Here is a 17,090-nt window from a genome sequence, read left to right on the forward strand (position 1 = left end):
CCATGGCCTTTCGGTTTTAAAGGGGGGCTCTTTCACTTAGAAGCCGTAGTCCTTCAAGGGTAAGGGTGCTGTCCACGATTTCTATGGTTCGGGAAACTTCCTGCATGAGCGGAGCAAGGCCTCCCGTGGCAATAATTTTGACAGAGCCTGTCATTTCTGAACGTATTTTGTCCACCATACCGTCCACAAGAGCGGCATAGCCATGAATGATGCCTGACTTGAGACTGGTTTCGGTATCTTTGCCGATGATGCTGGCTGGCGGATTGAAAAGGGCAACCCTTGGGAGCTTGGAGGCCCGTTGAAAGAGGGCGTCTGCGGCAATGGCAATGCCGGGTGAGATGGCCCCACCGAGGTAGGCTCCTTCCGGGGAGATGACATCAAAGGTGGTGGCGGTTCCAAAGTCGATGACGATAAGTGCCTGCGGGTAACGGTGGTAGGCCGCAACGGCATTGACAATCCGGTCTGCACCGACTTCCAATGGGTTGGTGTAGAGGATGGGCATCCAGCCTTTAACGGATGCAGGTCCCACCCAGTGCGGAGCAGGGCCGGGTATATGACGGCGGCAGAAGGCATCCAGAACAGGAATCATGGGTGGCACAACGCAGGACACTATGGTCTTGCTGATGGCCGTGAGTGGGATGTCGGCATCCTGAAACAGATTTCTTGCCAGAACGTGAAATTCATCCGGAGTGGTATCCCGCCGGGATGGGATCCGCCAGTCTTTCCGAAGTGTCTCACCCTGAAAAATTCCGATGACAGTATTGGTGTTGCCAACGTCAATGACCAGCAGCATGGTGCCTCCTCACAGTGGTAGGAAAAAAAGCGTGGAAACATTCCGGCATACGAAGCGTTTTGTCAAGAAAGATCTGCGGGAAGGATTCCCGCGTTTCTTTCACAAGGCTGCCCCGCAAGGGTAATGGCGCGGTTTACTTCCAGAGCGGCGCGGGTGGCAGCCACATCGTGAACCCGAAGTACCTTCGCTCCGCTCTGCACGCCAAGGATGGCTGTTGTCAGGGTACCGGCAAGGACTTCTGGAGAAAGAGTGTCCGGTTCTCTGCCATTGCGGGCGGTGATGGTCCGGATAAAGCGTTTGCGTGAAGTACCCAGCAGTAATGGGCAGCCAAGCTCTTTCAGATCGTTAAGATGAGCCATCAGTTTCAGGTTGTCTTCCAGCGTCTTTCCGAAACCGATGCCCGGATCAATGAGAATGCGGTCTGCTGCGATGCCACCTTTTACGGCCAGCTCAACTTTTATCCGGAGAAAATTTTTCACTTCTTTTACAACATGTTTGTACTGAGGAGCAATCTGCATGGTCTGGGGGTCGTTCTGCATATGCATGAGCACCACATGAACCCCTGCTTCAGCACATAGGGACAGCATATCCGGATCTGCCAGTGCGGATATGTCGTTGACCATGTCGATACCGGCTTCAATGGCAGCTTTGGCAACGCTGGCCTTGCGGGTATCGATGGAGAGGGGAATCGTGCTTTCTTTTCTCAGCTCACGGAGGAGAGGAATGACCCGTCGGCATTCTTCTTCCGAAGAAACGGGACTGGCAAAGGGGCGGGTGGATTCTCCTCCGATGTCCAGTATGCCTGCTCCCTCATCCATGAGCCGACGGGCATGATCAAGGGCTTTTTCCAAGGCAAGAAAACGGCCTCCATCGGAAAATGAGTCAGGGGTACAGTTCACGATTCCCATAAGGGTACATTGATCCGGCAGGATCAGGCGGGCAGAATCCGGGTCTGGTATGCGGTTTGTCATGGGTGGCTCCCTGCTGAAAAAAGACGGGTCTTTTTCTACCGCAAGGGAAGAAAAAGACCCGTAACAATCATGTGCTGCGTCAGGCTCGGTGAAGCTCTGAAGAATTTTCTGCCCGGGTATCAGGTTCTGTCAGGATTTGCGGTCTTCAGAGGAGCTGTTTTTGTCTGACTCCGGCCTTTCATTTTCCTCTTCAGGCCCTGAATCAGTTTCTGGCTCAGGCATGTTAAGGTTGTCTTCCGCCCCCGCATCGTTGTCGCCATCGGAAGGAGTGAAGCCTTCCTGCTGGGGAGGATCGAAGAGGGAGTCTTCTTCATCGATTTCAGGCAGGTGCGATGGAAACTCAATGTCCGGACGCAGTGAAAGGATCAGTTCATCCAGTTCTTTGCCGGATACGGTTTCTTTGTCGAGGAGCATCTCCGCAAGTTTGTGCAGAATCTCCAGATTGTCTGTGAGAACATCCAAAGCCCGGTGATAGGCTCCGTGGATGAAAGCAGATATTTCCGTATCAATTTTACGCGCGGTTTCATCGGAATAATCCCGGTTCTGACCGATGTCACGGCCAAGAAAAATCTGTTCATCTCCTTTGGCATAGGAGATGGGGCCGAGGTCATCGCTCATGCCCCAGGAGCGGACCATGCGTTGGGCCACATCCGTTGCCTGTTTGATATCATTGGCAGCACCCGTGCTGATGCGTTTGAAGATAATTTCTTCGGCAGCTCTGCCGCCAAAGGCTACGGAAAGGCCGCTAACCAGCTGATCTTTATATCTGAAAACGCTTTCGTCCGGCAGAAACCAGGTGATGCCTGCAGCTCTACCCCTTGGAATGATGGTTATTTTATTTACCGGATCGGTGAAAGGCAGCAGCCGTGCCACAAGGGCATGGCCTGCTTCATGGTAGGCAGTGACCCTTTTTTCTTCTTCGCTCATGACATTGGATTTGCGCTCAAGACCCATGTATACTTTATCTTTGGCATCTTCAAAATCTTTCATGTCAAGGGCGTCTTTGTTGCGTTTGGCTGCAATAAGAGCTGCTTCGTTGACCATATTTTCTAGGTCTGCACCGGAAAAGCCCGGTGTCCCCTTGGCAAGGCTTTTTATATTGACGTCCCTTGCTATGGGAGATTTCTTCATGTGAACGCGGAGTATGGCTTCCCTGCCTGCAATATCGGGGAGTGGAACCACTACCTGCCTGTCAAAACGTCCGGGTCGAAGGAGGGCGGGGTCGAGAACATCAGGCCGGTTGGTGGCAGCGATGAGGATAACCCCTTCATTGGATTCGAAACCGTCCATTTCTACAAGCATCTGGTTCAGGGTCTGTTCCCGCTCGTCATGACCGCCGCCGAGACCTGCACCGCGCTGCCTGCCTACGGCATCAATTTCATCGATAAAGATAATGCAGGGGGCATTTTTTTTGCCCTGGTTAAAGAGATCGCGGACGCGGGAGGCACCTACGCCCACGAACATTTCCACAAAGTCTGAGCCGGAAATACTGAAAAAGGGAACGCCTGCCTCACCTGCCACAGCACGGGCCAGAAGAGTTTTTCCTGTGCCGGGAGAGCCTGTGAGAAGAACCCCCTTGGGGATACGCCCGCCCAGACGGGTAAATTTTTTAGGATCTTTCAGGAAATCAACAATTTCCTGAAGTTCTTCCTTGGCTTCCTCCACACCCGCCACGTCTGTGAAGGTGACACGGGTTGTATTTTCGTCCATAAGGCGTGCTTTGCTTTTTCCAAAGCTCATGGCTTTGCCGCCGCCACCCTGCATCTGTCTCATGAAAAAAATCCAGACACCGATCAGAAGCAGCATGGGGAGCCAGGAAACCAGAACAGAAACAAACCAAGGTGATTCTGCGGGTGGTTTGGCTTTGATGGCAACGCCTTTAGCCCGGAGCATGGGAATGAGATCCGGATCATCGGGGGTAAAGACTTTGAAACGCTGATTCGTTTGGGTGACCACTAGCAGGTCGTTGCCCTGTATGGTGACATTGGCGATCTGTTCTCTGTCCACCATGGTCAAAAAGTCAGAGTAGCCAATGTTTTCCTCGGCATACTGAGGCTGGTTGAAGATGTTATAGAGCATGATCATCATAAGAATGATAACGAGCCACAGAGATAAATTTTTATAAAATGGGTTCAATGCGCCCTCCTGGAGCGTGGAAGTTTGTCCGTAAACGTGGTGGACGAAAACCGTGTTTCTTTTGAATCAGGTGCCTGATTGCTGATAGTGCATCGGGTACGGATCTGTGTCAGAATTTACGGCATCCTGATGCGGATACAATACGGTTGTTCGGCCAGGCACTGAATGAGGTGCGGGCAAAACGTCCTGCACATAGTAACCATGATCCTGCAGCAGGCAAGTCAGACAGGACAGATATCTGCTGTGCTGCTTTTTCACGGTGACCTTTTATTCCGTTGAGGCAGGAAAATCAAGGACCGTAAAATAATATGAATCTTATAGCATATCCTTGGGAGCTTCGTGAAGACTCTTCGTATTTTCATACCGGATCTTCTTTCTGCCACAGCAGCCAGAGGCTGGTGTTTTTTTCTGTCGCAAAAGCGATGCGGATATCCGGCGGCAGTCCCGGTACCCAGATAACGGCTTCCTGATGTATGATGACAGGCCTTTGTCTTCGAAGTTCTTTGGGAATAAAGGACTCGGAGAGGAGGCGGAAAATTTTTCTGGATCCGCCCCTTCCTGAAGGTCGCATACGGTCTCCGGGCAGGGGAACGCGCACAATAAGGGGAAACAGAGTGTGGGGTATGGCTGTGAAAGGGTCCTTGCAAGAGTTTTCCGGAGGGTCTGACTGGATGAGAAGGCGTCCAAAACCGTTGGGAAGGAGGACTGTGGCGGGAAGACTTTTGGGGAGGGCAATGTCACAGGAAAAAGAAGGCAGCTGTTTGTTTATACGGAGGGAGTGGGGCATGTGTCTGAGCTCAAGGATTCCCATGGAATAGCGGGCACGAATTCTTCCGGGAAGGTGGCATTCCACGGATTCGCTGGAGTGCAGGAGCTGCTGAATGCTCTGCAGATGTCGCTGGCCAAAGGCCTGGAGATTCCCCCGGAGGTGACAGAGAGCATGGCGTAGAATACGGGCCTGCAGGGCCGGAGGCTGGCTGCTAAGTTTTTTTCCCCTTAGGGAGACCTTGTCTGAGGTTTCTTCCAGTAACAACTCCAGATAGGCATTTTTTGAGGTGTTTTCCAGCCACTGATTTTCGTTTTCTGCAATGGCAGCTGTACGCAGTAGAGTGCGGCGGATAGATGGATTGAATTCTTTTTCCAGGAAGGGAAGAAGTTTATGACGGATACGGTTTCGCAAGAAAACCGTATCTTTATTGGAGGAATCTTCTTTCCATGGGATTCCTCTCTCCATAAGGAAATGAATGAGTTCGGATTTCTGCATATGGATGAGAGGACGGACAATGACTCCCCGGCGTATGGGTGGAATGCCTTCAAGTCCGTCTGGTCCGCAACCTCGGATGAGGTTCATGAGAACCTGTTCCGCTCTGTCGTCGGCATGGTGAGCCGTAGCTATGTGGGTATAGCCCCGCTCCTTTTGCAGCTGATCGAAGAAAGCATACCGTGCCATGCGCCCGGCTTCTTCGGTACTGCAGTCGGGGTATTCCATGGACAGAGAGGCTTTTCTGCTGTGAAATGGAAGGGCCAGGGTTCGGGCATGGTCAGCCACAAAGGTTTCTTCTTCCGAGGCTTCGGGTCTCAGGCCATGATGGAGATGGGCAATGCCAAGGGAAGCTCCGTGAAAAGGGCAAAGTTCCATAAGCGCGTGGAGGAGGGCCATGGAATCCGCTCCACCGGATACGGCAATGAGTACCCGTGCATTGTCGGGCCACATGCTATATTCCCGTATGGTTTGCAGAACTTTTTTGAGAAAGGGTGATGGCGGATACAAGGGTTTTTTTATGTTTTCTTTTTTCAACATGGCAAGAATACCTTGTCAAGAAGGGCCAGTATCTGTATATTCGCCCAGTAAATGAGCCTCCAGGGGTATCCTGGCCGGCCGCTGCGTAACACATTCTCGTGAACCTCGTCAGATCCGGAAGGAAGCAGCGATAAGCGAAGCGGTGTGTGTCGTGGTTCGACCCCGGCCAGGATACCCTTGGGGGTTTGTTTTTTTATACCTCCCTGAAGGAGGGCTCCTTTCCGTCTTCCTGGTTCCAGGAGGACGCAGCATTTTTACGGCCTCTTTTGACACGGTACATAGCGCGGTCTGCCAGGAGAAGCAGGTCTTTTTTGGTTCGGGCATCATCGGGATAAATGGCAAAACCGATGCTTGCCGTTACCCGTATGCCTGGCTGGTTTGTGAATGCAGCAAGATAAAGGGTGTTTCTTACCGCAGTGAGCACAGAGGAACATTTTTCCTGAGCCTGTTCCCTTCCGCAGTCAGAAAAAATCATAACATATTCGTCTCCTCCATACTTGGCAACAATGTCCCCATGTCCCAGATTTTCTTTCAGGGTCTGCCCTACTTCCCGTAGTACCCGTGATCCCATCAGGTGCCCTCTGCTGTCCACAACGCTTTTAAAGTGGTCCATATCCATGAAAGCAACAGCCAGTTTTGTGCCACAACTCTCTGCTTTAAGGATGAGGGTTTCCAGAATTTGGTGCATATAGCGGGCATTGTAGAGCCCTGTGTATTCATCGGTGATACTGAGAAGGCGGATTTTGTCCAGAAACTGGGCATTGCGTATGGCGATGGCAGCATAGTCGGCCAGAAGGGTGAGGATGGGAAGATGGCGTGTTTCAAAAGTCCGGATATCTTCCAGATTGATAATTTCAATGACACCGAGAACTTTGCCATGGATGCAAAGGGGCAGGCAGAATACGGATTTTGTCTCAAAGCCAGTTGTCTGGTCGATACCGGGAAAAAAATGGGGGTCTTCCTGAGCGTTTTCCACAAAAAGAGTCCGGCAGGTTTCGGCTGCATGGCCTGCAATTCCTTTTCCACGCTCAATCCGTACGCCAAGCAGCTTATCGTTTTCCACTCCAACAACAATTGTAAAATGTAACTCCCCTGTTTCCTCGTCCCGTAGCAGGAGGGACCAGTGGTCTGCCATCACAAAGGTACATATTTTTTCCATAATGAGCTGCAGGATTTCATTGAGATCAAGGGTTGACGTGAGTCGTTTGCCAACCTCAAGGCAGGCGAGAAGTGCTTTGGATTCCAGCTCCTGAACAGTTTCTTCTGTGATGGGGGCCATTGATCGCCTCGTTTTTGAGTAAGAAAAAAAACAGTTGAGCATAAACCATACCTTATAGTCAGGGAAAGCAGGACAAGTCAAAGAAGAAGGGCATGGAAGGAAGCGGTCTTTTGAGAGGCGTTTTTGCAAGGTTGCGATTTTGAATGAAACCAGTTGTCGTAGAAAGGGGGGGGGAATACCACCGGGTGTCCTGGTCGAAGGGACACCCGGTATGGCAGGGAATTGATGAGAAGTAGACGGGGACCGGAAAGCCGGTTTTTTGTAGTGGGATCGGTTGCGCCATGGGCGAAACCCGACCGGGGTGGGACTTTGAATCCGCATGTAATCACGCGGACTCTGGTTTGGGTAATATGCACTCTGCGTGCCAATGTGGTCGGGTGTGGATTGTTTTTTTGGTTGTGTTTTGATTTTATTGTTTTTTATGGGGGCTGGCGGCAAATTACGGCCAGTTGCATTTCGAAGCGAAAAAGGGAATCCGGGAGATTTTGTTTCGGTAAGCGCAAAAAGACCGGGTAAAAAAGAACCACACCGTGGAGGTGCGGGTATAAAAGAGTCGGTATTCAGTATCGCCGAACCTTATTTCGGCAGGGCAAAAAAGGAAGTAGCCTCCGTACCATTGGGAAAAAGCCAGGACCCGGACGGCATCGAACTCTTATGCCGTGAATGGTGGCTGTTCAGCGGTAAATACCGCTGAACAGATAGTCCAGAAAGGGAAGGTTTCAGGGAAGTCTGGATAGGCGTCCGATAAGTCCCATGGTTTGGTAAACGAGATGGGCAGCAGAAAAATCAGCATGAAAAAACCCGTTCATGGGAGCCAGTTCCACGCAGTCCATGCCTATGATTCTACGGCCCGTGACGGCTTTAGCGATCACATCCAGGGTTTGATACCAGCTCAGCCCTCCGGGGACAGGGGTTCCCGTTGCTGGTATCACGGAGGGGTCCATGCCATCCACATCAATGGTGAGCCAGATTCGTTCCGGAAAATCATGGGGGAGAAGGTTGGCAGGAATCCCGGAAAGGGCAATGGCAGATGCATCCAGGTGCGGTACGGGAAAAGTCTCCCTGAAGTCTGCTTCTTCGGAAGAGAGAGCCCGGACACCTACCTGAAAAACATGATGGCCCATGTCCAATGCCCTGCGCATGACCGATGCATGGCTGTAGGGGTTTCCTCCATAAGCATCCCTGAGATCCGCATGGGCATCAATCTGTACGATGCCGATTTTTCCGAAACGCTCTTTGGCAGCCATGAGTCCGCCCAGTGTCACGGTGTGTTCGCCTCCCAGAAGTACGGGAATGCTGTATTTCGAAAAAACGCTGTCACAGACCCGGGCTATTCGGGAGAGCACCTTGGCGGGTGAAGACTCGCAGGCTACGGGTGGGTGGGTCCATATGCCAAGATTGGCAGGTTCATCCACACCGTCAAAGCGTTCCAGCTGCTCGGAGGCTTTCAGTATGGCCGAAGGCCCTTTGGCTGTCCCCCCACCATAGGATACGCTGGCTTCCCATGGTGCTGGAATAACATGAAAAAGACATTTATCCGGGTTTTCACCCGGATTTTCACTGGCCAGAAAAAAGGGATAGGCATTGTTCGTGTCCATCAAAACGTTCCTTGTCAGAGAGGATATGCCAACACAGTACCCCAAAAGACTTTTTGTCAGGATAAGGCACACATGGCTTTTGTGAGTGACATGGTTTCACATTCAAGACCCATCCGTATTTCTGGTTACCATGACATGGCAGCATTAGGAACCCGGGGCTGGCAGACGGCGGGGGAAGGCCTTACGGGTGTCCTGTCATCCGAGCTGTGAAAGTGCTCTGTAATACCTTTCGGTAGTGTACAGAACCGTGACCAGAAAATAATGGCTGCGCCAGAGTGGTAATCAGATACGTATTTTGCTCCTGTGAAGGGCCTGGGGTTTTTAGCTTGAGTGCCGGATGTCTGAATTTACAAAGGACCTTTGTGCTGTATGGTAACAGAATCCAAGAATCATCCCAGTCTGGTTTTAAAGTCCTGATATTCGAATTCTCGTTCCAGATGCAGCCTTCCTTCCATGTCAATGCGATAGATGGAAGGAAGGGGAATGCCGTTGAAGGTGTTGGTTTTAACCATGGAGTAGTGGGCCATGTCCGTAAAAACAAGACGATCACCCACGGTAAGGGGGGTGTCAAAGCTGTAACTGCCGATACGATCACCCGCAAGGCAGGAAAGGCCCCCCAGCTGGTAGGTATGGGCTTTTTCTCCCTCATCTCCGCTGCCTATAATATCCGGTCTGTAAGGCATTTCCAGCACATCGGGCATGTGGCAGGTGGCGGAAGTGTTCAGAATGGCATGGGGCCATCCTTCTGAGCCGGTAATATCCAGAACTTCCGCCACGAGAAAGCCCGTGTTCAGTGCAATGGCTTCGCCAGGCTCCAGATAGACGGGAATTCCCCGGAACTCTTTTCTGAAATCAAGAATCAGCTGGCAGAGTCTGTCCATGTCATAGTCGTCCCTTGTGATGTGGTGGCCTCCGCCGAAGTTTATCCAGTGCATGGATGGGATAAATTCTCCAAAGTTCGTCACAAAGGCTTCCAGCACCAGAGCCAGTTCATGGCTGTTTTGCTCGCACAGGGCATGGAAGTGCAGCCCTTCTATGCCGCCCAGCAGATCCGGCCTGAAATCCCTGCGCCTGACTCCCAGCCGGGAACCGGGGGCGCAGGGATCATAGATGGCCACTTTCCCCACGGATCGTTCTGGATTCACCCGTATGCCGCAGCTGATTTTTCTGGGGGCTGACAGCGTCATGGGTCTGAATTTTTCCCAAAGTGAAAAGGAGTTGAAGACCAGATGATCACAGAGTCCGAGAAAATTCTCCATATCCTCCGGGCTGAAAGCAGCGGCAAAGGCGTGGACTTCTCCTCCGAAGGTTTCCCTGCCAAGGCGGGCTTCATGCACGGAGCTGGCACAGGTGCCGTCCAGGGTTTTTCTGATGAGCCTGAAGGTGGAAAACATGGAAAAACCTTTAAGAGCCAGAAGAATACGGCATCCCGTGCGCTCTTTTATCTCACCTAGGCGGGCAAGATTTTTGGCAATGAGCCTTTCATCCACCACAAAGGCCGGAGTTTTCAGGGCATAGGGGTCGAAATTCAGGGGCCGGGTCATTGGCTGATGATTTCCTTCCATGGCAGTCCGTGAAGATTGAGGGCTTCCATGAAGGGATCGGGATCCAGTTCTTCCATATTGAAAACCCCCCTTCCTGTCCATTTGCCGCTGAGCATCATTTTGGCTCCTATCATGGCCGGAACCCCTGTGGTGTAAGAGATGGCCTGGGACCCCACTTCTGCATAAGCTTCTTCATGGCTGCAGATGTTGTAAATATAAACGGTTCTTTCCTTTCCGTCTTTTACGCCTTTCATGAGGCAGCCGATGCAGGTGCGTCCCTTGGTCAGAGGCCCAAGGCTTCCCGGATCGGGGAGAACCGCTTTTAAAAATTCAATGGGGGCAATCTGCTGGCCCCTGATTTCCACCGGATCGATGCGTGTCATTCCCACATTTTCAAGGACTTTCAGGTGGGTGAGGTAGGCATCGGAGAAGGTCATCCAGAAGCGGGCTCTTTTCAGGCCTTTCAGATGTTTCACCAAAGATTCCAGCTCTTCGTGGTAGAGAAGAAAGCATTTTTTAGGGCCGATACCTTCCGGAAAATCATAGGTCATGGACCAGGAAAGGGGATCGGTTTCCACCCATTCGCCCTGCTCCCAGTAACGGCCCCTCTGGGTGATTTCCCTGATATTGATTTCCGGGTTGAAATTGGTGGCAAAGGGCTGGCCATGGTCGCCTGCGTTGCAGTCGATGATGTCCAGGGTATGGATTTCATCAAAGTGATGCTTCTGGGCATAGGCACAGAAGACATTGGTGACACCGGGGTCAAAGCCGCTGCCGAGAAGGGCCATGAGACCTTTCTCTTTAAAACGCTCCTGATAGGCCCACTGCCATTTATACTCAAACTTTGCCACATCCGGCGGTTCGTAGTTAGCCGTATCCAGATAGTGCACGCCGGTTTCAAGGCAGGCGTCCATAATGGCAATATCCTGGTAGGGCAGGGCCACGTTGATGATCATTTCTGGTTGAAACTGGCGGATCAGGACCACGGTGTCAGCCACCTTGTCCGCATCCAGCTTTGCTGTACGTATGGGGCGCTTAAGCTGGGCTGCAATGCGGTCGCACTTTTCCTTTGTGCGGCTTGCAAGCATGATTTCGGAAAAAATGTCGGGAAGCTGGGCGCATTTGTGGGCCACCACCTGACCGACACCGCCGGCACCGATAATTAAAACCCTGGACATTGATTACCTCCCTTGTTGTTTGGATGTGGGTTCAGGCTCTGTTGGCATGTTACTCCGTATTTGTAAAAAGCTAAATAATGCAGTATGTTTTTCACTTGGTGAATGCCGTGTCCGTCAAAGATACACACAGGCTGTCTGCTTGTGATGCAAGTCTTTTCTTAGAGATTCTTGTCCTGTGAGCCGGCGGTAGAAACTTGTCCGCACGGCCGATAGAACCCTGCCAATTGCCATAGCCGCTTCAGGCCTGGGGTACTTTTGTGCCAGTGTCAGGCTGTTGGCTGTCTTTATTCGCATCCGTCATGCAAAAACCGAAAAAAGCGGACTGACTTCGTGTCAGGGGCCGGGGTTATGGCTTGCGAGTCGGATCCGGAAGAATGGCAATGTCATCCACAGACAGTCGTGTGTCGCAGGTTGCCGGAGTCGAAAGATCTCTAACGTTCATAATAGGTATAGCCCAGCAGGCCTGTTTCATAGGCCTTCATGACTTTGTACCTGTCTTCCACGCTGATAAAACCTGCTTTGATGGCTGTTTCAGCCGCGTGGCGGAATCGTTCGGCCATGGCTTTGGGGCTGTATTCCACATAGCTTAAGACATCAGCTACAGAATCTCCTTCCATTTCCTTCACATAGTCCAGTGTGCCGTCTTCACGGATTCTGACACTGACCACATTGGTATCACCAAAGAGATTGTGCAGGTCGCCCAGGGTTTCCTGGTAGGCACCTACGAGGAATGCGCCGAGATAATACTCTTCGTCCGGTTTCAGTTCATGCAGAGGCAGGGACTTTCTTACTCCATGGATATCAATAAAACGGTCCAGTTTACCGTCGCAGTCACAGGTAATATCGGCAATTACGGCGTTACGTGTGGGTTTTTCGAGTAACCTGTGTACCGGCATGATGGGAAAGAGATGGTCGATGGCCCATGCATCGGGAAGGCTCTGAAAAACACTTAAGTTGCCGTAATAGATGTCGGCCAGGGCATCATCCAGTTCACTGAGTTCGGGAGGTATGCGTTTGAGTTTTTTTACATCCTGGGCAATGGTGTGGATGATGTGCCAGAAAATGGTTTCGCCGAGGGAACGCTCCCTCAGGGTTACGGCTCCATGCTGAAAACGCTGGCGCAGTTCGTCTCTGTAGAAAATGGCATCGTTGAAGCATTCCTGGAGATTTCGAAGGCTGAGGGAGTGCAGAACATCGACCAGGTTGACAATGACATCCGGAGCATCTTCCGGTATGTCGCTGAGGAAGGGCTGGGGTTCCAGCCGACTGACATCCAGAATGTTGAAGAGAAGCACAGAATAATAGGCTACGGTGGCCCTGCCCGATTCCGTAATGATGATGGGGTGGGCGAGCTCTTCCTCGTCCATGACACCCATTACGGTTTCCACAATGTCAGCGCAGTATTCGTCAATACTGTAATTCCGGGAATTGGAAAAATTGGTGTGGGAACCGTCATAGTCCACAGCCAGTCCACCCCCAAGGTCCAGATAACCCATAGGAGCTCCTTCACTGATAAGACCCGCATAGATACGGCAGGCTTCCAGTACGGCATTGCGTATATCCCGGATGTTGGGAATCTGGGAGCCTAAATGGTAGTGCAGAAGCTGAAGACAATCCAGCATTTCCTTTTCCCGGAGTCTGTCCACAAGTCCGACCACCTGAGTGGTATCCAGGCCGAAAATGCTGCGATCACCACCCGAATCTGTCCAGTGCCCTCCGGCTTTGGAAGCGAGCTTGATTCTTATTCCGATGCGGGGTCTTACCCCGATAATAGCTGCCCGTTCAAGGATGAGTTCCAGCTCACCGGGCATTTCCACCACAAGGAAACATGGATATCCCATTTTGCAGGCCCAGAGAGCCAGATCCACGAATTCTTCATCTTTGTACCCATTGCATATGAGACAGGCTTCCGGATCTTTCAGAAAGGAAAGGGCAGCGATCAGCTCGGCCTTGGAGCCGGCTTCCAGTCCGTGGTGATAACGGGCGCCGAAGCTTGTCACTTCTTCTACCACCTGTTTCTGCTGATTCACTTTGATGGGATATACGCCCCTGAAATTCCCCTGATAGCCTGCATTGTCAATGGCTTTGGCAAAAGCTGAATGCAAACAGGCAATCTGGGAATCCAGAATGTTTTCTATGCGCAGCAGCACGGGCATTTCTTTGCCCCTGGCGCGGATTCCCTGAATAAGCTCGGGAATGCTGATGCTCAGGTCTTTGCGGTCAGGAATGGGAGTGATGATCACCTCACCAGCCTGGGAAATGTCGAAATAGCCAGCACCCCAGTTACGTACACCGTAAAGATCCAGTGCGTTTTCCAGGCTCCAGCGATCAAGGGTATTTTTTTCGAGCAATTCCATATCCTTTTTAAGTGTTGAAAGTTATTTGTCAGGCCCGGTTACAGAGGTTTATCTGTGTTGCGGGAGGTCAGGGTGTACGGCGCTTTTGAAGTCTTACCGCAAGAAGGCCATACACCATAAGGCAGAGATAACTTGCTGCAGCCAGTACTACGATGGTGGGTCCTGTGGGCAGATCCATTTCAAAGCTAAGGGCAATGCCGCCTGTGGTAAATCCCATGGAAAAAAGTACGGCAAGGCCCATCATGCCCGCAAGACTCCGGGAGAGTTGTCCGGCAATGGCGGCGGGCAGAGTAAGCATGGCGATAACCAGAACAATGCCGACTACCCGGATTAAAAGAACAATGCTCAAGGCTGTGAGTACAAGCAGGAGAAAATAGTAAAAGTGTGCGGGAACGCCCCGCAGTTCGAGAAATTCCTCATCAAAACAGACAGCCACAAGTTTATTATAAAAAAGGATAGCCATCAGCACAATAAATGCCGCCATGACTCCCATCATATGAAGATCGTTGGGGCCGATCATGAGAATATTGCCGAAGAGGAAACTCATGGGATCCAGATAGCCCGATGTCTTGGCCATGAAAAGGAGGCCAATGGCCATTCCTACGGCCCAGAGGGCGTTGATGACCGTGTCTTCCCTCTGTTTGGCCTTGAGACTGACGGCTCCAATGATAAAGGCCGCGAGAAGTGCTGCCATCAGAGCGCCGCCAACGGGATCCCACAGAGAGCTTCCTGTTTTCTCCTGCATGAAAAGGGCAAAGCCGATTCCTCCCAGCACACAATGGGCGATAGCTCCCGCAATGGTACTTATGCGGCGGGCAACCACGTAGGAACCGACTATACCGAAACTGATACTGGATAAAAGCCCCGCAACAACCGCATAGCGCAGAAAGACAATATCCGGATCAAAGAGGGTGCTGAGCATGGACGACATGGGTATGCCCTTTTTCTGTGCAGCGATGGTCATGGCGGACCATCTGCATGCTGCAGTTGTAAATTTCCTGAATAGCGGTTCCCGTAAGTTCTGTGGTGGGGTGGATCACCACCCTGCGGTTGACACAGATAACACTTTTGACAAGGGCGCTCACAAAGCCCATGTCATGGGACACCATGAGAACGCTGATATCATGGGAAAGTTGTTCCAGAAGGGCCATAAAACGGGTTTCTGTCTGGGCGTCAACATTGGCAGTCGGTTCATCCAGCAGAAGGAGTTCCGGTTCGCAGGCAAGGGCCCTTGCAATCATGACTCTTTGTCTCTGTCCTCCGGAGAGAGCGGAAAAAGGCCTGTCCGCCAGATGCTCCATTTCCACATGGGCAAGGCATTCCATGGTGTGAAAACGGTCTTTTTTATCCGGCCACCCAAAAAATCCCCTTATGCCACGACGGCCCAGGCGCCCCATGAGGACCACCTCCCTTACGGTGATGGGAAATACCGGATCAAAATGAAGATATTGGGGCATATAGCCAACCCTTGGGCGGGCATATTCAGGGTTTTTGCTAAATATCCGTACGGTCCCGCTAGAGGGATGGAGCATACCGGTTATGAGTTTTAAAAGGGTGGTTTTGCCGCCTCCGTTGGGTCCGACCATGGCAACAAGCTCCCTCGGGCCGATGGTAAAGCTGACATCCTCCAGCACAGGTGCGCCATTGTCGTAGGAAAAATGAACCTTGTGAAAGCATACAGCCGCTTCGTTCATGGTACCTCATATTGTGGGAGATAGGATCTGTCAGATATAATCAGGCGTGCTTTTCAAGGTCTCCTGCGGAAAACATTCTCTGCATGTGACACATTGCGGGTTGATTTTCAACAGTTTTTACTCCGGTGCTTCATAACCCATGGGTTTTTTCATGAAGGAGTGATATTTATAAAAAGATTGTGGCGGCAAAAGGGTTCACTCTGTTCCCTTTGTGCCAGAAAGGCGGGCAGCAGCGAATGGCTGTCCGCAAAAATTATAACACTCCTTCCGTAAACGGTAAGGGGAGAAATGTTCATTTTCCCGCAACCTTAAGGCGGGAAAGGAGGAAAGATGCAGTTTCTGGAGTGTAACACCCGGCCCATGAGAAGTGCTGTTTTTGTGGATTTTGACAATATTTTTATCCGGCTTTCGGAGCTGGATGTCAATATTGCCCGAACCTTTGCCACCCGTCCTCTGGACTGGATAGCATGGCTGGAGAATTCTCTGCCTCCATATGCGGGTATTGATGCGGGGGCAAAGCGTAACATTCTTGTGCGCCGCTGTTACCTTAATCCGAAAAGTTTTGGAAACTTCAGGCCGTATTTTATACGGGGTGCCTTTGAAACGGTGGATTGCCCGAGCTTGACAACCCAGGGAAAAACCAGTGCGGATGTGCATATGGTTGTGGATCTTCTGGATCTTCTGGATCATAAGGTGAACTATGATGAGTTCATTATTATGAGTGCAGACGCGGATTTTACCCCCGTTCTTCTGAAGCTTCGTAAATGGGACCGGCGTACGGCCGTACTTGCCGTAGGGTCTACCTCCCCTGCCTACAGAGCTGCCAGTGATCTTGTGATTGATCAGGACGTGTTTATTGAAGAAGCGCTGGGCGGTGGCAGCATGGCTTTTTCGGAGCCCGCCCGCATTATCCGCAGAGCGGAGGGACCTGCCAGTACGGCCCCGGTTCTGAGTACGGAAGCCGTTACGGTAATTAACGGGGGGGCGACGGTTTTGCAGGAGAGTGCTGCCGTGCGTCCGGTCTTCAGTTCTTTCAGCCCTGGTGGGGTGCGGGATACGGAAAAGCAGCGGGATCAGTGTTCCCGACTGGTGCAGACCTTTGTCCGGGCATCTCCTGAAGCTGTGACCATGGCTCAGCTGGCCTATCGTATCCGGCAGGCCTTTCCCGATGTGGGTATGGACTGGCAGGGCAAGGGGAGCTTCAAGCTTTTCCTGTCGGAGCTGGATCTGGGCAGCCTTGCCACCTCTCCTGTCATTCCGGGTTATGTATATGATCCCCTGCGCCATGCTGTTCCGTCCGGAGAGACAGGAATTCGGGATGAGGCTTTTGAGGCTGCGGAACCGGAACTGGCAGCACTTGCCCGAAAGGTCCATGATTTGACGGATACCCCCTATCTGTCTCCGGCGCACTACGGTGTTCTGTTTGCATCCATTGCACAGGAGATTAACCACTCCGGCTATAATATGACCACGGTCTCCAAGGCTGTACGGGATCGATGCAAGGAAAAAGAAGTGCCTGTGGCAAGGCAGCATGTGAATTTTGTGCTGCGCGGTATAGCATTTACGGGCCATCGTTTTGGCGAAGGAAAGGAGACGGCTCAGGTGCTGGCAGAACGTCTTCTGGCCAATACCTTGAATCTCTGTGAAAATGCCCAGCTCTCCCTTAGCGAGGGTGAGGTAACTTCTCTCAGGCGCTGGTTCTATGCAGGATTGATTCCATAGCATCCTGCAGACGGTAA

The 17,090-nt window shown here is 51.7% G+C and carries 14 protein-coding genes and 1 other RNA gene; 4 read left to right on the top strand and 11 right to left on the bottom strand.

Features of this window, described 5'->3' with window-relative positions:
• Positions 1-16: 16 nt before the first annotated feature.
• The 4 genes from OOT00_RS00875 to tilS form a co-directional block, all read right to left on the bottom strand.
• A complete protein-coding gene (locus OOT00_RS00875) occupies positions 17-793 on the bottom strand; it encodes a type III pantothenate kinase (protein ID WP_265423400.1) in 777 nt (258 codons plus the stop codon).
• A gap of 62 nt (positions 794-855) precedes the next feature.
• Positions 856-1,764 carry a dihydropteroate synthase gene (folP, locus tag OOT00_RS00880; RefSeq protein ID WP_265423401.1) on the bottom strand — a complete coding sequence of 303 codons (909 nt, stop codon included), beginning with the start codon at positions 1,762-1,764 and terminating at the stop codon, positions 856-858.
• Between the two features lie 129 nt (positions 1,765-1,893).
• The gene (ftsH, locus tag OOT00_RS00885) at positions 1,894-3,900 is read right to left on the bottom strand and encodes an ATP-dependent zinc metalloprotease FtsH (RefSeq protein ID WP_265423402.1); all 2,007 of its coding nucleotides are present in this window, start codon (positions 3,898-3,900) and stop codon (positions 1,894-1,896) included.
• Positions 3,901-4,258: 358 nt separating this feature from the next.
• On the bottom strand, positions 4,259-5,701 hold the full coding sequence (gene tilS / locus OOT00_RS00890; RefSeq protein WP_265423403.1) for a tRNA lysidine(34) synthetase TilS: 1,443 nt from the start codon (positions 5,699-5,701) through the stop codon (positions 4,259-4,261).
• Between the two features lie 72 nt (positions 5,702-5,773).
• Between tilS and ffs the strand changes: the two genes are divergently transcribed.
• Positions 5,774-5,870: signal recognition particle sRNA small type (ffs, locus tag OOT00_RS00895), an RNA gene on the top strand.
• Positions 5,871-5,894: 24 nt separating this feature from the next.
• Here ffs and OOT00_RS00900 read toward each other — a convergent pair.
• The gene (locus OOT00_RS00900; protein WP_265423404.1) at positions 5,895-6,980 is read right to left on the bottom strand and encodes a sensor domain-containing diguanylate cyclase; all 1,086 of its coding nucleotides are present in this window, start codon (positions 6,978-6,980) and stop codon (positions 5,895-5,897) included.
• Between the two features lie 379 nt (positions 6,981-7,359).
• Between OOT00_RS00900 and OOT00_RS00905 the strand changes: the two genes are divergently transcribed.
• Positions 7,360-7,674 carry a hypothetical protein gene (locus tag OOT00_RS00905; protein ID WP_265423405.1) on the top strand — a complete coding sequence of 105 codons (315 nt, stop codon included), beginning with the start codon at positions 7,360-7,362 and terminating at the stop codon, positions 7,672-7,674.
• Between the two features lie 25 nt (positions 7,675-7,699).
• On the opposite strand, the gene speB is transcribed toward OOT00_RS00905, so the two are convergent.
• Entirely contained in the window at positions 7,700-8,578 is an 879-nt protein-coding gene (speB, locus tag OOT00_RS00910; RefSeq protein ID WP_265423406.1) for an agmatinase, read from the bottom strand.
• A gap of 72 nt (positions 8,579-8,650) precedes the next feature.
• Between speB and OOT00_RS00915 the strand changes: the two genes are divergently transcribed.
• Entirely contained in the window at positions 8,651-8,788 is a 138-nt protein-coding gene (locus tag OOT00_RS00915; RefSeq protein WP_265423407.1) for a hypothetical protein, read from the top strand.
• Between the two features lie 179 nt (positions 8,789-8,967).
• On the opposite strand, the gene nspC is transcribed toward OOT00_RS00915, so the two are convergent.
• The 5 genes from nspC to OOT00_RS00940 form a co-directional block, all read right to left on the bottom strand.
• Positions 8,968-10,122 carry a carboxynorspermidine decarboxylase gene (gene nspC, locus OOT00_RS00920; RefSeq protein WP_265423408.1) on the bottom strand — a complete coding sequence of 385 codons (1,155 nt, stop codon included), beginning with the start codon at positions 10,120-10,122 and terminating at the stop codon, positions 8,968-8,970.
• A complete protein-coding gene (locus OOT00_RS00925) occupies positions 10,119-11,300 on the bottom strand; it encodes a saccharopine dehydrogenase family protein (RefSeq protein WP_265423409.1) in 1,182 nt (393 codons plus the stop codon). Before OOT00_RS00925 ends, nspC begins: the two co-directional genes overlap by 4 nt.
• Before the next feature lie 431 nt (positions 11,301-11,731).
• Complete coding sequence (gene speA / locus OOT00_RS00930) at positions 11,732-13,651, bottom strand: biosynthetic arginine decarboxylase (protein ID WP_265423410.1); 1,920 nt, start codon at positions 13,649-13,651, stop codon at positions 11,732-11,734.
• A 73-nt stretch (positions 13,652-13,724) separates the two neighbouring features.
• Positions 13,725-14,621, bottom strand: a complete 897-nt coding sequence (locus OOT00_RS00935; protein WP_265423411.1) for a metal ABC transporter permease — start codon at positions 14,619-14,621, stop codon at positions 13,725-13,727.
• The gene (locus tag OOT00_RS00940) at positions 14,560-15,351 is read right to left on the bottom strand and encodes a metal ABC transporter ATP-binding protein (protein WP_265423412.1); all 792 of its coding nucleotides are present in this window, start codon (positions 15,349-15,351) and stop codon (positions 14,560-14,562) included. The genes OOT00_RS00935 and OOT00_RS00940 overlap by 62 nt, the downstream gene beginning before the upstream one ends.
• A 330-nt stretch (positions 15,352-15,681) precedes the next feature.
• Here OOT00_RS00940 and OOT00_RS00945 point away from each other — a divergent pair, with 330 nt between their 5' ends.
• Complete coding sequence (locus OOT00_RS00945) at positions 15,682-17,073, top strand: NYN domain-containing protein (protein ID WP_265423413.1); 1,392 nt, start codon at positions 15,682-15,684, stop codon at positions 17,071-17,073.
• The last annotated feature ends 17 nt before the right edge of the window (positions 17,074-17,090 follow it).

The organism is Desulfobotulus pelophilus, from assembly GCF_026155325.1.
Taxonomy (GTDB): domain Bacteria; phylum Desulfobacterota; class Desulfobacteria; order Desulfobacterales; family ASO4-4; genus Desulfobotulus; species Desulfobotulus pelophilus.